The sequence below is a fragment of the Gymnodinialimonas mytili genome, assembly GCF_037544085.1.
In the GTDB taxonomy this organism is placed as follows: Bacteria; Pseudomonadota; Alphaproteobacteria; order Rhodobacterales; family Rhodobacteraceae; genus Gymnodinialimonas; species Gymnodinialimonas mytili.
Map to the genome: position 1 here is coordinate 42,999 of NZ_JBBIFW010000006.1, position 14,248 is coordinate 57,246.

Below are 14,248 nucleotides of genomic sequence, written 5' to 3' on the forward strand. Positions count from 1 at the left end.
TAAGGGCGTTTGCGCGATCCTAGCGCCCCATTCGGTTAGGGGCGACCGAATTTCTGCACCAAGCCCACAACCTTTTTGACCATCGGGCTCTCGAACAGTTTCGGTGTGAAATAGGCGCTGGCGGCGCGTTTGTTAATCTCCCCCAAGGTCGGATAGGGGGCAATCATGCTAGCAACCGCGCTCATCTTCAGTTTGTTGGCGATGGCCAAGGACCAGATTTGGATCAGTTCGCCAGCCTGAGGACCCACAATGGTGGCGCCCACAGGGCGGCCTTTGACCACCATGACCTTGGCAAATCCCTTGGTTTGACCGGTCGCGATGCCACGATCATTGCCGCCAAACTCTGCACGGGCCACGAAAACGGCGTCACCATGGGCCTCTTCGGCTTGGGCTTCGGTCAGGCCGACCTGCGCCAGTTCGGGCGCGGTATAGGTGGCCCAGGGGATGTGATCGGTGCGCGCCTTCGCGGGCAGTCCGAACAGCATCGGGCGAATGATCACCCCGGCATGATATCCTGCCACATGTGTGAATTGCGCGCCTCCAGCGGCGTCTCCCACCGCGTAAACCCGCTTGTTGGTCGATCTCAGCCCGGCATCGACGGTTACACCGCCGCGCTCGAAATCGACCCCGGCTTTTTCAAGATCCAACTTGTCGACATTCACCTGCCGCCCAACGGCGATCAAAAGATGACTGCCGCTATAGCTGGGGCCGCCTTCGGTTTCGACGTGGATTGCGCCATTGGCTTCACTGACCTTGCTGGCCTTTGCGCCTTCGATAATCTCGATACCTTCGCCGCGCAGGGTTTCCAGCACCACGGCAGCGGCCTCGGGATCGTCCTTGCCCAGCGCCTTTGCGCCTTCAAGAACGGTGACTTTGCTGCCCAGCCGTCGATGCGCCTGCGCCATTTCAAGCCCGATGGGCCCGCCGCCGATGATGATCAGATGATCGGGCCGCTCCCGCAGATCGAAAATCGTTTCATTTGTGTGATGCGGCACCGCGTCGAGCCCCGGGATCGGCGGCACGAAGGGGCGCGAGCCGGTGGCGATCACAAAGCGACGCGCCTTGATGATATGATCACCCGCCTGAACCTCACTCTCTGAGATAAAGCGGCCAAATTCCCGGATCACGCGCACGCCCAGCCCCTCGAACCGCTCTTGGCTGTCATGGGGTTCGATGGCGGCAATCGTGGCCTGCACATGGTCCTTCGCGGCGGCGAAGTCCGGCGCCGGATCTTGCCCCGCCACACCAAACGCGCCCTGCGATGTGCCATGGGCCTTGTGACCTGCCGCCAGCAACGCCTTGGACGGCACACAACCATAATTCAGGCAATCACCGCCCATCTTGTGGCCTTCCAGCAAGACAACGTCCGCGCCCATCTGCACAGCGCCCGAGGCAACGGACAAACCGCCCGATCCTGCGCCGATCACACAAACATCTGTTTCGATCCGGGTCATGGTGGCGGGCCTTTCAGGGGTAATAGACGTATCGATGCGGGACATGATCTCAGAGCTGCTTTTTGCCACGGATGGCTTTCAAAAGGATTGGCAGAGCGGCCAGGGCACAGAGGCCAAGGATCGGCAGCAGCACTTGAGGCTCGAAGATGATGCCGAGATTGGGTGTCTCGCCGCGGGCGAAGACCTCTCCCAGACCTGCGCCGACGGAGGTGTAGACAATCGCGCCCGGCATGATGCCGAAGAAGGTCGAAATCACATAACGGCGCAGCGGAACCTCAAGGAAAGCCGGGATCAGATTGGCCATGAAAAACGGAACGGCGGGCACGAGGCGCAGCAAAAACAAAGCCGACCATTGATTTTCGTCAATCGCATCTTTGACGCGTTTCACCATCCCTTCGGAGGCCTCCAGCCGGGCCCCAAGGCCCGCGCCAAAACTGGTCTGCGCCGCGAGGAAGATGGCGGTCGCGCCAAGCGTCGCGCCGGTGATGTTGAACAAGGCCCCAGGGAATGTTGCAAACAGGAACCCGCCGGTCAGCGTCGCGATTGTCGCTCCCGGCAGGCTGAACGCCACGATCAGAGCATAGGCAACCACGAACACCACTGCCATCAGAACGTAGTTGGCATCCCGGAACGCGATCAAAGCCTCACGATTGTCGGCAAGCGCCTGAAAGCTCAGATAATCCCGAAAGAAGTAATACGCCAATCCCGCACCCACAACGATCGCGGCCAGCGGAAGGTATCGGGCAATCGGAGATTTCTGCGTCGGTGTCACGCTGTCGGTCATTGCAATTGGTATCCTTGTCCAGAGGTAAACCCTACATGCGAAATCGAGCGCTCTGGCGATATCCCCCCTCACGGGCGCTTGATGACCCGTGACAGAAAGCTGGTAAATCGTGACGGAACTCGACCAATCGCGTAACAATCGACCTATGGGTGTTTCAGGAAAGGTCCAGCTTGGAGAGAATCTTTGTCAGTTCCTGCCTGTTGGGCGCCCTGGTCCGATACGACGGCGGCGCAAAGACACTCGATTCGCATTTGCTGGAAAAGTGGCGGGCCGAAGGGCGTCTGGTTCCCCTATGTCCCGAGGTCACGGCAGGTTTGCCGACCCCGCGCCCAGCGGCTGAGTTGGAACCTGGCGCAAGGGCCGATGAAGTCCTGACCGGACAAGGCAGGATCTACGACAAAGACGGGCACGACATGACGGCGGCGTTTGTGCGTGGCGCGGATCTGGCATTGCAGACAGCGCAAAAGGCCCAATGCCGCTTTGCTTTATTGACCGATGGCAGCCCCTCTTGCGGATCGAGCTATGTCTATCGGGGCCATTTCGATGGAACACGGCAACCGGGGGAAGGCGTTGTGGCTGCGCGATTGCGGCGCGCGGGTGTTGCCGTTTTCGGACAGGATCAGATCGGCGATCTGGCGCGCGCCTTGGACATCGCCGAAAATACCCCGGTTTAACAACCGGGATTTGTTGACACCGGCCCCGCCATTGCCTATTGCGCGGGCTTCATCGAGTTTCACAGCCGTCTGAGAGGCGCATCCGCGCCCTCCGGCCCTAACCAACGGAGCGAGACCTATGTCCAAACGCACGTTCCAGCCGTCGAACCTGGTGCGCAAGCGCCGCCACGGTTTCCGCGCACGCATGGCCACCAAAGCTGGCCGTAAGATCCTGAACGCCCGCCGCGCACGCGGTCGGAAGTCGCTCAGCGCCTGATACATCAGGTTATGGCACCGGATACGCCTTCGCCCGACACGACTCGGGCGGAGGCTTTTTCTGTTTCAACACCCCCTTTAAGCGTTCTGCAAAAGCGCGCGGATTTCCTGCGCGCCGCCAAGGCCAAACGTGTCCCCGCCCCGGCCTTCCTGTTGCAAGCCCGCAAGCGCGCGCCCGGTGAGCAGGCAGAGGGGATCCGCGTCGGCTTCACCTGCTCGAAGAAGGTTGGCAATGCCGTCGCGCGCAATCGCGCAAAGCGGCGCCTGAGGGAAATCGCACGCCTCACCTTGCCCAGCGAAGGCCAGGATGGGTGGGACTACGTGTTGATTGGGCGCAAAGACGACACCGCCACACGTGATTTCGCCGCGATGCGCGCCGATCTGTCCCGCGCCCTGGCGAAGGCCCACCAATGACGCCGCTTGCCTACATCATCTCGTTGCCGGTCCGGGCCTACCGTTTGGTGTTCAGCCCGTGGGTGGGCTTTAATTGCCGCTATCACCCCACTTGCTCGGCCTATGCGATGGAAGCGTTGCAGAAACATGGCGGGATCAAAGGCACCTATCTGGCTGTCCGGCGCATCGCGCGCTGCCACCCTTGGGGCGGGTCGGGCATCGATAACGTCCCGGACTAGGGCAACAGCGCCTGGTCCGGCTCCGCCCCCACAAGAACACCGCGCGTCGATCCCATATTCTGTTCGGGAACACCGGCCAGCGTCTTTGCCGCATCCTTCATGAAACGCGTATCGTCGAAATACCAGCGATGCGAAAACACCTGCTCGTCAGATGCGGCAGGCGGCTTGACGATCGTTTGGGCGTAGCGCGTGCCACAGCCCGTATCGACCATGCCTGCCTCGATGGCCTGCGGCATGCCATCAAAGCCCAGACGGTCGCGCCCGCCGCTCACGATGTTTTCCCCCAGCTTCAGAACCTTGTCCTGATTGCTGAAATAGTTGGTGAAGCGCGCCGACCGTGCCGCCAATACCCGCGCGTGACCGGTGCCTTTCGTCAACTCGACCGCATCGACATCCGCGGACGCGAACAACACCTGATCCACGGACCACGGCGCACCATGCCCATCGCCAACCTGCGAAAAGCCGCGCACCGTCACCAGACCGCCCATCGAATGCGCCAGAACATGTATCTTTGGCCTTGGCCGGGCGTTCATGAACGGGACCAAACCATCGACCACAAGAAAGGGCGCAATCGCCTTGGCGGTGTTGCGGTCGGTCAGATACCCCGAAATCCGCCCCTGACTGGGCCAATCATAGGCAATGACGGCACCGGAAAACCCCTGCGCCGATAAACCCGCCCGGATCTTTTCCATTCGGCGGAGCATCTCGATCTGAGAGGTATTAAACCCGTGCACAAAGCAGAGGATCGGCCCCCCGGCAGCTTGTGCCAGCACCCGGGCAACCCAATCCGATTGGTCCAGGATCTGACCCGAGGCCACAATGTCGGAAATCCGATCAAGCTGCACATATCGCGTCAAACGCGCACGACCGGATGAAAACCTGTTGCTGGATGCGTTGTAAGCGCGGCGACTGAAAAAGAATATGTCGGGCATCGACTTTCCCCAAAGCTAAAAAAGAAAGCCATATGATGCGCGAAAACCGGTTATTCTCCAAAGCCACGCACCGCTTGATCATTCGATTTCACGGATTTTTAACGGATATGGCGCGCTTTCGCGGTGCTTGACGCCTGCCACCGCGCGCACGTAAGCCGACGCCATGCTTGATGACACCGATGACATCCACCCGCTGTTCCACGGCGCGCCCTCAACGACCGAGTTCAAGAAGCTGCGCAAGCGCCTGGTGCGCGACACGCGCGAGGCGATTGACCGCTATGGGATGGTCACGAAAGGCGACCGCTGGCTGGTCTGCCTGTCGGGCGGCAAGGACAGCTACACCCTGCTCGCCATCCTGACCGAGCTGCAATGGCGCGGGTTGCTGCCTGTGGATATCCTGGCCTGCAATCTGGATCAGGGCCAACCGGGTTTCCCGGCAACCGTTCTGCCCACCTTTCTGGAGAAGATGGGCGTCCCGCACCGGATCGAATACCAGGACACCTATTCCATCGTCATCGACAAGGTGCCCCAGGGCCGGACCTATTGCGCGCTGTGCTCGCGGCTGCGGCGCGGCAACCTCTACCGGATCGCGCGCGAGGAAGGCTGCAGCGCCGTGGTGCTCGGCCACCACCGCGACGATATTCTGGAAACGTTTTTTCTGAACCTCTTCCATGGCGGCAAACTCGCCACGATGCCGCCCAAGCTGGTGAATGATGAAGGCGACCTGATGGTGCTGCGCCCGCTGGCCCATGTGGCCGAAGCCGATTGTGAGCGGTTTGCCCACGCGATGAGTTATCCGATCATCCCATGCGACCTCTGTGGCAGCCAGGACGGCCTGCAACGCCAGCAGATCAAAGGCATGCTCGATGAGTGGGAGGCCCGCAGCCCCGGCCGCCGCGGCAAGATGTTCTCAGCATTGATGAGCGCACGCCCTTCGCATCTGCTGGACCCTTCTCTGTTCGACTTCGCAGGGCTCTCCCCCAAGAACCGTGCCGATCAGTAAAGCGACACCCGGCTGAGCCAGATATCGGCCTCGTAATCGTCGCCATAGGCAACAAGACCAATCCCGCGCGCCAAGGCCGGATCAAAATCGGCAGGCATGCCCGGATGGGACGGCGTGAATTGGCTGAATGGCATGTCGATATCACGCCATGCCTCCTCGGCCCGAAACGCAAAGCGATAGGAAAACCAGACGCGCGCCAACCCATGCGTGCGCAGAAAGATGTAGTAGGTTTCGCCGTTTCCGCGCACGCGGATCGACAGACCGCTGGCCGTCGCAGGCCAGCCACCGTCAAAGCGCCGACGGACTTGAATAAACCCGCCGTTGTTTTCAGTGCTCACCTCTCCGCTCAGGTGGACCGCCGGGCCGTCATCCGTCTCGGCAAAGCGAATTTGCCCCTCGGACACACCGCCCATGACACCATCGGCGACATAGGTCCAACGGGCCGCGGGATTATCCTCAAAGCTTTCGAATTCAATCATCGTGATCCTCCTCGCGGCGCGCCGCGCCATGCAAACCTGTCGCGCGCCGGATAACAACCCGTTGCCTGCGCGGAACTCCCCCCTTGACCTTTCTCCCCTCAATCTGTTGAACCCCGGGGACTCGGCCCCACCTAGGAAGGGCCTTGCAAGACAGGCATTTCGGGCCGGTTCAACAGAGGGGTTTTCACCGACATGGACGATCAGAACAGAAACCTGATCCTGGCCACAGGCTTAAGCTTTGTAGTCATCCTTGTGTGGTTCATCCTGTTCCCACCGCCCGAGATCGAAGATCCCAACGCGTTGCCGCCCGAAACGGCCGAAACCGGCACGGCGCCTGTGACCGACACCGACATCGCGCTGACACCGCCGATCACTGCCGAGGGCACGCCCGCCGCCGCCGAAACCGAAGCCCAGACCGAGGTTGGCTTGGCCGAAGCCGCCCGCGTTCCGATCGAAAGCGACGTTGTCGAAGGTTCGATCTCTCTGCTGGGCGGTCGGATCGACGACCTGTCGCTGCGCAACTACACCACCGAGATCGACAGCGACGAGATTGTGCGCCTGCTCTCGCCGGTGGGCACCGACGACCCGTATTACGCGCTCTATGGTTGGACCCCCTCGGGGAGCATCTCCTATGACGAGGTGCCGACCTCCAACACCCCTTGGGAGATCGAAACCGGTGACACGCTGACCCCCGACAGCCCCGTGACCCTGGTATGGGACAACGACAATGGTTTGATCTTCCGCCGCACCATCGAACTCGATGAAAACTACATGTTCCAGGTCACCCAATCGGTCGAGAATACCGGCGAAGGTGATGTGAACCTGGCCCCCTACGGCATCGTTGCGCGGCACGGTCTACCTTCGGACCTACAGAATTTCTTCATCCTGCACGAAGGTGTCGTGCGTAAGGTGGACGGGGACCTGTCTGAGATCAGCTACGACAACATAACCGAACTCGATGTTGTGACCCGCGAAGGGGTCCCCGCCGAGGTCGTCGATGTCGAAGCCAATGGCTGGATCGGCTTCACCGATAAATACTGGATGACCACGCTGATCCCGGGCAATGACCAGCCCTTCGTCTCGGTCACCAAATACGTCCCCAACGCCGATATCTATCAGACCGAAGCCCGCCTGCCCTACATGGTCGTGGCCGCTGGCGAGACGGTCGAGGTGACCACGAACCTCTTTGCAGGTGCAAAAGAGGCCGAGGTGATCCGCGACTATGAGAACCGCGAGCCCGGTTGGCTGGGCGCGGTCTTTGGCGCCGAACATGATCCCGAGGCATTGCAGGTCGAACGCTTCATCGATTCCATCGATTGGGGGTGGTTCTACTTCCTCACCAAGCCGATCTTCTGGATGCTGCATTGGCTGAATGCCGCCATCGGCAATATGGGCTGGGCGATCATCGGCCTGACCTTCATCATCAAAGCAATCCTCTTCCCGCTGGCCTACAAATCCTATGTCTCGATGGCGAAGATGAAAGAGCTTCAGCCCGAGATGGAGAAGCTGAAGGAAAGCGCTGGGGACGACCGCGAAAAGATGCAGCGCGGCATGATGGAGCTGTATAAGAAGAACAAGGTGAACCCGGCAGGTGGGTGTCTGCCGATCCTGTTGCAAATCCCGATCTTCTTCTCGCTCTACAAGGTGATTTTCGTCACGCTGGAACTGCGCCATGCGCCGTTCTTCGGCTGGCTGAATGACCTGTCAGCCCCTGACAGCTCCTCGATCATCAACCTGTTTGGCCTGTTGCCGAACGCGGCGCCCGACCCGGAATCGATCATGGCATTGATCTTCATCGGCATTCTGCCGATCATTCTGGGCATCTCGATGTGGCTACAGCAAAAGCTGAACCCGGCGCCCACCGACCCGACACAGGCCGCGATCTTCGCTTGGCTGCCCTGGGTCTTCATGTTCATGTTGGGCGGGTTTGCCAGCGGCCTCTTGGTCTACTGGATTGCGAACAACACGCTGACCTTTACGCAGCAATACCTGATCATGCGCAGCCAGGGTTTTAAGCCCGATGTCTTCGGAAATATCCGCAAAAGCTTCCAGCGCAAGCCAAAAGACAGCGCATGACCTGGTCGCTGGATCAGATTTGGCGCTATCCGATCAAGGGGATCGGGGCGGAGCGGCTGCGCGCGGTCGATCTGACGCCCGATCTGCCGCTGCCTTTGGATCGCGCCTGGGCCATGCTGGAGGAAGGCGGCGATGCCTCTGACGGCTGGAGGTCCTGCCGGAACTTTTTGCGCGGGGCCAAGGGTCCGTCATTGATGGCTGTCAGTGCCCATGTCGACGGCGACCTGATCCATCTGAGCCATCCCGACCGCCCAGACCTGAGCGTCGATCCGACCGGCGATGCGCAGACCCTGATCGATTGGCTGGCGCCGATCTATCCAGCAGAGCGTCGCCCGGCAGCGACCTTGGTGAAGTCCCCACCCCAGGGCATGTCGGATGCGCCCTTCGCGTCAATCTCAGTGTTGAACCTATCGTCGTTACGCGCGCTCTCGCAGAAAATCGGCCAAGACCTCGACCCACGCCGGTTCCGCGGCAATCTCTGGATCGACGGAATGGCACCCTGGGAAGAGTTCGACCTCGTCGGCAAAATCCTCTCCATCGGCGACACGCGGCTGGAGGTGATGGAAATCATCACCCGCTGCCGGGCAACAGAAGCCAACCCCGAGACTGGCAAGCGCGACGCCGACACCCTGCGTGCCCTATCTGAGGGATGGGGGCACACGGATTTCGGCGTCTATGCCATGGCCCGTATCAGCGGATCCATCCGCACGGGCGACATAGTCACCGTGGCATGATGGGACCTGATCCCGATCAACTGCATCCCCTTGGCTTTACCGACCAGGTCGCCTTTCTGGCGCCGATTGCCAAGGGCCGGGATCGCGTCGAGGTCGGGCGCTTCACCTATTACGACGACCCGGCCGGGCCCGAGCATTTCTTCGACCGCAATGTCCTCTACCATTTCGAGTTTTCGCCGTCGAAGCTGATCATCGGCCCGTTCTGTGCACTGGCCACAGGGACCACGATCATCATGGATGGGGCCAACCACGCCATGTCGGGCCATTCGACCTTTCCCTTCGACATCTTCTCGGACGATTGGAAACAGGGGGTTTCCTCGGCAGACGTGAATGCCGAAGGGCGCGGCGATACCGTGATCGGGCCCGATGTCTGGATCGGCAATGGCGCGGTCCTGATGCCGGGTGTGAATATCGGCGCCGGTGCGATCATTGGCGCGCGCGCTGTCGTCAGCGGCGATGTCGCCCCCTACACCATCGCCGCAGGCAATCCCGCCCGTCCGGTGCGCCAACGCTTCGACGATGCGACCGTGGCCGCGCTGCTCGACATTGCCTGGTGGGACTGGCCGGTTGAGAAAATCACCCGTAATCTAAATGCGATCCGGGGTGCCGACCTCGCAGCCCTGAGAGACGCGCAATGACCCTGCCCTTCCCCCTCGCCGACGCGCCCGACGACGCCACGACCGAACGCGGGCGCAAGCTCTTCGCCACCGGAGCCGAGTTCCTCAAGGGCGTCGTCGCGATGGATGGCCTGCCCCCCGGCGACCGGATCGAGGTCTGCTTTGCCGGGCGGTCGAATGTCGGGAAATCCACCCTGATCAACGCGATTACCGGGCGCAAAGCGCTGGCCCGCGCCTCGAACACGCCAGGTCGCACGCAAGAGATCAACTTCTTCACGCTCGCCGACAGCCATTACCTGGTGGACCTGCCGGGCTATGGCTATGCCGAGGCGCCGGTGGCCGTCGTGGCCAAATGGCAGGCGCTCCTGAAAGCCTATCTGCAAGGCCGCGCCAATCTACGCCGCGCCTTTGTCCTGATTGATGGGCGGCACGGCGTGAAATCTGTCGATCAAGAAATCATGTCGCTTCTGGACGTGGCCGCCGTGCCCTTCCAAGCGGTGCTGACCAAAGCCGATAAGGTGAAGGGCAAAGACCGTGAGACGGCGTTGAAACGCACGCGGGAGGCGCTGGCAAAGCATCCCGCCGCCTTCCCTGAGATCATCGAGACCTCATCGGACAAAGGGATCGGCATCGCCACGCTGCGCGCCACCATCGCGACGCTATAGACACCGATGCAATGGATCCTTAAGAAATTCGACGACACCGAAAAACTGGCGCCCGCGCTGGACCGGTTGGGCCTGACCTATAGCTGGCACAAGGTTGTCCCGTTTGTGGGCTTTATCATGCCGGCACCCGAGATCCGCGACCCCAAATCGGTGGTCTTCTTCGGCTCCTACACGCTGTGGCGCTACGCCGAGGCCCACAATCTCGAACCCGGCGTCTTTCGCATCGCGCCCTTTCTGCGCGAGGCGCCGTGGCAAGATTACCTTCTGAACGGGCCCGGCGCGCGGATCCTGACGCTCTGCGATGTTCCAGCCCAATTGGTCGATGACGGGTCCCAATGGTTCATCCGCCCGGTCGAAGACAGCAAAGAGGTGGCCGGCCTGGTCCGCTCAACCGGTGAGATCATCGACTTGGTGCAAAAGGTCCTCGCGCTGGACGTCGCCGATATCCCCAATGGCGCATTGCGCCACGACACCGAATTGATGCTGACCCGGCCCGCGCACATCCTGAAGGAATGGCGCGTTTGGGTGGTCGATGGCCAAGTCGTGACCTGGTCGCTCTACAAAGAGGGCGCGCGCGTCACCTACCGCCCCGAGATCGACGAAGATGCCCGCGCCTTCGCGCAGCATATGGTCGATCTGAACCCCGGCTACGCCCGCGCCTATGTCATCGATATCTGTCGCACACCCGATGGCCTGCACCTTCTGGAAACCAACTGCATCAACGCCGCCGGGTTCTATGCAGCCGATCTGGTGAAACTCGCCGCTGCCATCGAGGCGCTCTAGCCGTTAATCAAAGCGACCCGCGCCCCCTTCCAATGGCTCAAAATACCCCGGGGGCTTGGGGGCTGGCCCCCAATCTGGCGCTTCACACGCGCGCGACCTTTGCCTATTGAGGACTCCATTGCTGGAAACGCCCAAACGACATGAAAAAACAAATGACCCGCGACTATATCGCTACGGCCCGCACCCTGTCAGAGGCGCTTCCGTATCTGCAACGCTTCAATAACGCGATCATCGTGGTGAAATTCGGCGGCAACGCCATGGGCGACGATGCGGAAATGGCCAGCTTCGCCCGCGATATGGTCTTGCTGCGCCAGGTGGGCGTGAACCCGGTCGTGGTCCATGGCGGCGGCCCGATGATCAATCAGATGCTCGCCAAGCTCGATATCGACAGCGCGTTCAAGAACGGCAAGCGGGTCACAGATGCGGCCACGGTCGAGGTGGTCGAAATGGTGCTCTCCGGCCGCGTCAACAAACGCATCGTGCAGGCCATCAATGCCGAAGGCGGGCGCGCCGTGGGGCTTTCCGGCAAAGACGCCAATATGATCGTCTGCGATCCCGCCGATCCCGATCTGGGTTTTGTGGGTGAACCTAAATCTGTCGATCCAGCGGTTCTGCACAACCTGTTCCAGCATGACATGATCCCGGTCGTGGCCCCCCTCGGCCTGGGCAAAGACGGCGAGACCTTCAACATCAATGGCGACACCGCCGCGGGGGCCATCGCCGCCGCGTTGCAAGCCGACCGCCTGCTGCTGCTGACCGATGTGGCGGGGGTGAAGAATGCAGACGGCGATGTGGTCACCGAACTGACCACCGCCGAGATTGAGGCGATGACAGCCGATGGCACCATCGCGGGCGGGATGATCCCCAAAACCGAAACCGCGATGACCGCCGTGCGCGCGGGCGTCCGCGCTTGCACCATCGTCGACGGTCGCGTGCCCAACGCCGTCTTGCTGGAGCTCTTTACCGAGCACGGCGCAGGCTCGATGATCCGGACCTAACCCATGGATTACGACACCCTCATCGACGCCGCAGCCGATTGTCAGCTTAGCGTCGTGGGGGCGTTTCATCCCGGCCCCGATGACATGGCACCGGACGGCACCGGCACCCTTGTGATACTCGCCCCGCGCGAGCCCGGCTTTTGGCGCCACCTGCAAACCCAACCCGAAGCACAGGATGGCGCGCCCGATATGGTCGACCGCTGGTCGGCCCGCACCATCGGCGCCCTGGCCATCCAATTGCGCGCCGAGCCTCTGTTTCCCTTCGGGGGGCCGCCCTGGCATCCCTTTATCACCTGGGCCAAGCGCACCGGATCGATCCATGCCAGCCCGGTCTCTCTTCTAGTGCATGATCGCCAGGGCCTGATGGTGTCTTTCCGGGGCGCGCTGGCGCTACGCGAACGGATCGACCTGCCACCGCCGCCTCTCACCCCCTGCCTGCTCTGTGCCGCGCCTTGCGAAACCGCGTGCCCCGTCGATGCCCTGTCAGAGGACGGCTACGACACAAGCGCCTGCCACAGCTTTCTGGACACGCAAGATGGCGCGGATTGCATGGAGAACGGGTGCAAGGCCCGCCGCGCCTGCCCCGTCAGCCAGCGCTTTGATCGCGACCCTGCCCAATCGGCCTACCATATGCGACACTTCCACCGATGACGCTGACCTTTATCCTGATCCGCCATTGCAAATCCGACTGGCAAGCCGGGGTCGAGGATCACGCGCGGCCGCTCAACGCCCGCGGGCGCCGCTCAGCCCCAAGGATCGGCGTCTTTCTCAGCGACCTTGGTCTGATACCCGGCGAAATCCTCTGTTCCGATGCGATGCGCACGCGCGAAACATGGGCCGGGATTGCGGATCACATGCCGCCCACCCCCCCACCAACCCTCACGCGGTCGCTTTACCTGGCGGAGCCGTCGCAGATGCTGGCCGCGCTACATGGAGCGTCACAGCCCGTCGTCGCCATGGTCGCGCATAATCCCGGCAGCGCCAGCCTGGCCTGGTCTCTCGCCGACGCGCCGCCCGACCATCCGCAATTCGATCAATACCCGACCGGCGCAACCACCGTGTTCACCTTTGCAGAAAGCAACTGGTCTGAGATCGGCAAAGGCAAAGTGGCCCATTTCGCCGTGCCACGGGATTTGCCGGACCCGGTCTAGGGCGCGCGGCCATCTTCCAGGCGCACGCTGTGATCGCCCACGGCGCTCAGCACCGCGCCATCCCGCCAAGTCATTCCCAGACCATGCTCGGTCTCCCAATCGCAATGGCTGATCAGCGTGAGATAAATCGGCCCTTCCGCCACGCGCTGCTCAGCCGGCGGGTCATCTGGATACCCGTCGCGGCGGATCCGAAGAAGATACGGCTGCACGTGGCCCCAGATCCTGTCCGGCTCGGTCACCGCAAGGGCCGCTTCGAACAGATCGTCGCGAGACGCTCCGATCAAAGGCGGCCCATCGGGATCACGGTAGGCTGCGCCCGCGAAGTCACGCATGTTTTGTATCACCGCGCCGCTCGCTCCGGTCAAATGTCCGTCGAGATCGTTCACGAACCGATCCAAAACCGCATCGATGTCGGCCGCATCTTCGGCACCCAGGCCTTCGATTTGGACCGCAAGCGGGTTGGCTGACAGGCGCGGGACAGACAGGCTGCTATCCGCCTCGCCCCAATTGTCCGGTTCAACCTTGCCAAGGTGGCGCGACACAAAGGCCTCCATCTCGGGCGGGTCAATCGGCACGTTGAACACATTCCGCATCGACAGGAACCGGCGCCGCCACTCCTCCTCATCCGGCTTCGCACCGGGCCCAAAAACCACCATCGTCTGTGACAGTTCCTGCCGATTGGTCGTGATTGTCCCTTGATCCGTTTCAAACCGGATCACGTAGCGCCGTGGATCATCCCCAACGTCGACAAAAGACAGGCCCTTGTAAGTCAAGTCAGACGGCAAGCGCACATTCATGAACATCGCCCCGGATTTCCAACGGAAGATCATGCGATGCTGCGCCCCTGCCTTGGGCGGCTTAAACGCGTTCATGTCAGAGCGTCGGATTTCTCCAACGGGTTGATCCTGCAGAAACGCCCGCAAAGGATGCGCCGCCAGCCAAGCTTCACGCTCAGCTGGCGGCGCGAACTGCAAATCCCCCAGATGTTGCAGCCATTCCGCTGTCACAGGG

Annotated in this window: 18 protein-coding genes; 13 read left to right on the top strand and 5 right to left on the bottom strand. The window is 61.6% G+C overall.

Going from position 1 to position 14,248, the window contains the following annotated elements; genetic code table 11:
* Positions 1–35: 35 nt before the first annotated feature.
* On the bottom strand, positions 36–1,454 hold the full coding sequence (locus tag V8J82_RS20000; RefSeq protein WP_339978025.1) for a dihydrolipoyl dehydrogenase family protein: 1,419 nt from the start codon (positions 1,452–1,454) through the stop codon (positions 36–38).
* Between the two features lie 49 nt (positions 1,455–1,503).
* Entirely contained in the window at positions 1,504–2,238 is a 735-nt protein-coding gene (locus tag V8J82_RS20005) for a TVP38/TMEM64 family protein (RefSeq protein ID WP_339978028.1), read from the bottom strand.
* 170 nt (positions 2,239–2,408) lie between these two features.
* Here V8J82_RS20005 and V8J82_RS20010 point away from each other — a divergent pair, with 170 nt between their 5' ends.
* From V8J82_RS20010 to yidD, 4 genes are all read left to right on the top strand, one after another.
* Positions 2,409–2,912, top strand: a complete 504-nt coding sequence (locus V8J82_RS20010; protein ID WP_339978030.1) for a 2-thiouracil desulfurase family protein — start codon at positions 2,409–2,411, stop codon at positions 2,910–2,912.
* 118 nt (positions 2,913–3,030) lie between these two features.
* Entirely contained in the window at positions 3,031–3,168 is a 138-nt protein-coding gene (rpmH, locus tag V8J82_RS20015; protein ID WP_025311815.1) for a 50S ribosomal protein L34, read from the top strand.
* A gap of 11 nt (positions 3,169–3,179) precedes the next feature.
* On the top strand, positions 3,180–3,581 hold the full coding sequence (gene rnpA / locus V8J82_RS20020) for a ribonuclease P protein component (RefSeq protein ID WP_339978044.1): 402 nt from the start codon (positions 3,180–3,182) through the stop codon (positions 3,579–3,581).
* Positions 3,578–3,799 carry a membrane protein insertion efficiency factor YidD gene (gene yidD / locus V8J82_RS20025; RefSeq protein ID WP_339978046.1) on the top strand — a complete coding sequence of 74 codons (222 nt, stop codon included), beginning with the start codon at positions 3,578–3,580 and terminating at the stop codon, positions 3,797–3,799. Before rnpA ends, yidD begins: the two co-directional genes overlap by 4 nt.
* Here yidD and V8J82_RS20030 read toward each other — a convergent pair.
* Entirely contained in the window at positions 3,796–4,731 is a 936-nt protein-coding gene (locus V8J82_RS20030; RefSeq protein ID WP_339978048.1) for an alpha/beta fold hydrolase, read from the bottom strand. The genes yidD and V8J82_RS20030 overlap by 4 nt on opposite strands.
* Before the next feature lie 163 nt (positions 4,732–4,894).
* Here V8J82_RS20030 and ttcA point away from each other — a divergent pair, with 163 nt between their 5' ends.
* Positions 4,895–5,734 (top strand): tRNA 2-thiocytidine(32) synthetase TtcA, encoded by an 840-nt coding sequence (ttcA, locus tag V8J82_RS20035; protein WP_339978050.1) that lies wholly within the window; start codon positions 4,895–4,897, stop codon positions 5,732–5,734.
* Here the strand turns inward: ttcA and V8J82_RS20040 are convergent.
* Positions 5,728–6,213 carry a CIA30 family protein gene (locus tag V8J82_RS20040; RefSeq protein WP_339978052.1) on the bottom strand — a complete coding sequence of 162 codons (486 nt, stop codon included), beginning with the start codon at positions 6,211–6,213 and terminating at the stop codon, positions 5,728–5,730. The genes ttcA and V8J82_RS20040 overlap by 7 nt on opposite strands.
* A 192-nt stretch (positions 6,214–6,405) precedes the next feature.
* Between V8J82_RS20040 and yidC the strand changes: the two genes are divergently transcribed.
* The 8 genes from yidC to V8J82_RS20080 all read left to right on the top strand — a co-directional run bounded on the left by yidC (position 6,406) and on the right by V8J82_RS20080 (position 13,237).
* Entirely contained in the window at positions 6,406–8,289 is a 1,884-nt protein-coding gene (gene yidC / locus V8J82_RS20045; protein WP_339978054.1) for a membrane protein insertase YidC, read from the top strand.
* Entirely contained in the window at positions 8,286–9,023 is a 738-nt protein-coding gene (locus tag V8J82_RS20050; RefSeq protein WP_339978056.1) for an MOSC domain-containing protein, read from the top strand. The genes yidC and V8J82_RS20050 overlap by 4 nt, the downstream gene beginning before the upstream one ends.
* Entirely contained in the window at positions 9,023–9,661 is a 639-nt protein-coding gene (locus tag V8J82_RS20055; protein WP_339978059.1) for a CatB-related O-acetyltransferase, read from the top strand. Before V8J82_RS20050 ends, V8J82_RS20055 begins: the two co-directional genes overlap by 1 nt.
* Positions 9,658–10,305: a ribosome biogenesis GTP-binding protein YihA/YsxC gene (yihA, locus tag V8J82_RS20060; protein ID WP_339978061.1), complete on the top strand. Its 648-nt coding sequence runs from the start codon at positions 9,658–9,660 to the stop codon at positions 10,303–10,305. The genes V8J82_RS20055 and yihA overlap by 4 nt, the downstream gene beginning before the upstream one ends.
* Before the next feature lie 6 nt (positions 10,306–10,311).
* The gene (locus tag V8J82_RS20065; RefSeq protein WP_339978063.1) at positions 10,312–11,088 is read left to right on the top strand and encodes an ATP-grasp domain-containing protein; all 777 of its coding nucleotides are present in this window, start codon (positions 10,312–10,314) and stop codon (positions 11,086–11,088) included.
* A 140-nt stretch (positions 11,089–11,228) separates the two neighbouring features.
* A complete protein-coding gene (argB, locus tag V8J82_RS20070) occupies positions 11,229–12,086 on the top strand; it encodes an acetylglutamate kinase (protein WP_339978065.1) in 858 nt (285 codons plus the stop codon).
* 3 nt (positions 12,087–12,089) lie between these two features.
* On the top strand, positions 12,090–12,737 hold the full coding sequence (locus V8J82_RS20075; RefSeq protein WP_339978067.1) for a ferredoxin: 648 nt from the start codon (positions 12,090–12,092) through the stop codon (positions 12,735–12,737).
* The gene (locus V8J82_RS20080) at positions 12,734–13,237 is read left to right on the top strand and encodes a SixA phosphatase family protein (protein ID WP_339978069.1); all 504 of its coding nucleotides are present in this window, start codon (positions 12,734–12,736) and stop codon (positions 13,235–13,237) included. The genes V8J82_RS20075 and V8J82_RS20080 overlap by 4 nt, the downstream gene beginning before the upstream one ends.
* Here the strand turns inward: V8J82_RS20080 and V8J82_RS20085 are convergent.
* Complete coding sequence (locus V8J82_RS20085; protein WP_339978071.1) at positions 13,234–14,244, bottom strand: DUF6985 domain-containing protein; 1,011 nt, start codon at positions 14,242–14,244, stop codon at positions 13,234–13,236. The genes V8J82_RS20080 and V8J82_RS20085 overlap by 4 nt on opposite strands.
* Positions 14,245–14,248 lie beyond the last annotated feature (4 nt).

Bases quoted from the DNA above. Each gene is read 5' to 3' on its own strand.
- V8J82_RS20030 (WP_339978048.1), bottom strand. From the start codon at position 4,731: ATGCCCGACATATTCTTTTTCAGTCGCCGCGCTTACAACGCATCCAGC.
- V8J82_RS20055 (WP_339978059.1), top strand. From the start codon at position 9,023: ATGGGACCTGATCCCGATCAACTGCATCCCCTTGGCTTTACCGACCAG.
- V8J82_RS20040 (WP_339978052.1), bottom strand. From the start codon at position 6,213: ATGATTGAATTCGAAAGCTTTGAGGATAATCCCGCGGCCCGTTGGACC.
- rpmH (WP_025311815.1), top strand. From the start codon at position 3,031: ATGTCCAAACGCACGTTCCAGCCGTCGAACCTGGTGCGCAAGCGCCGC.
- V8J82_RS20000 (WP_339978025.1), bottom strand. From the start codon at position 1,454: ATGACCCGGATCGAAACAGATGTTTGTGTGATCGGCGCAGGATCGGGC.
- V8J82_RS20005 (WP_339978028.1), bottom strand. From the start codon at position 2,238: ATGACCGACAGCGTGACACCGACGCAGAAATCTCCGATTGCCCGATAC.
- yihA (WP_339978061.1), top strand. From the start codon at position 9,658: ATGACCCTGCCCTTCCCCCTCGCCGACGCGCCCGACGACGCCACGACC.
- argB (WP_339978065.1), top strand. From the start codon at position 11,229: ATGAAAAAACAAATGACCCGCGACTATATCGCTACGGCCCGCACCCTG.
- yidC (WP_339978054.1), top strand. From the start codon at position 6,406: ATGGACGATCAGAACAGAAACCTGATCCTGGCCACAGGCTTAAGCTTT.
- V8J82_RS20075 (WP_339978067.1), top strand. From the start codon at position 12,090: ATGGATTACGACACCCTCATCGACGCCGCAGCCGATTGTCAGCTTAGC.
- V8J82_RS20080 (WP_339978069.1), top strand. From the start codon at position 12,734: ATGACGCTGACCTTTATCCTGATCCGCCATTGCAAATCCGACTGGCAA.
- yidD (WP_339978046.1), top strand. From the start codon at position 3,578: ATGACGCCGCTTGCCTACATCATCTCGTTGCCGGTCCGGGCCTACCGT.
- V8J82_RS20065 (WP_339978063.1), top strand. From the start codon at position 10,312: ATGCAATGGATCCTTAAGAAATTCGACGACACCGAAAAACTGGCGCCC.
- rnpA (WP_339978044.1), top strand. From the start codon at position 3,180: ATGGCACCGGATACGCCTTCGCCCGACACGACTCGGGCGGAGGCTTTT.
- ttcA (WP_339978050.1), top strand. From the start codon at position 4,895: ATGCTTGATGACACCGATGACATCCACCCGCTGTTCCACGGCGCGCCC.
- V8J82_RS20050 (WP_339978056.1), top strand. From the start codon at position 8,286: ATGACCTGGTCGCTGGATCAGATTTGGCGCTATCCGATCAAGGGGATC.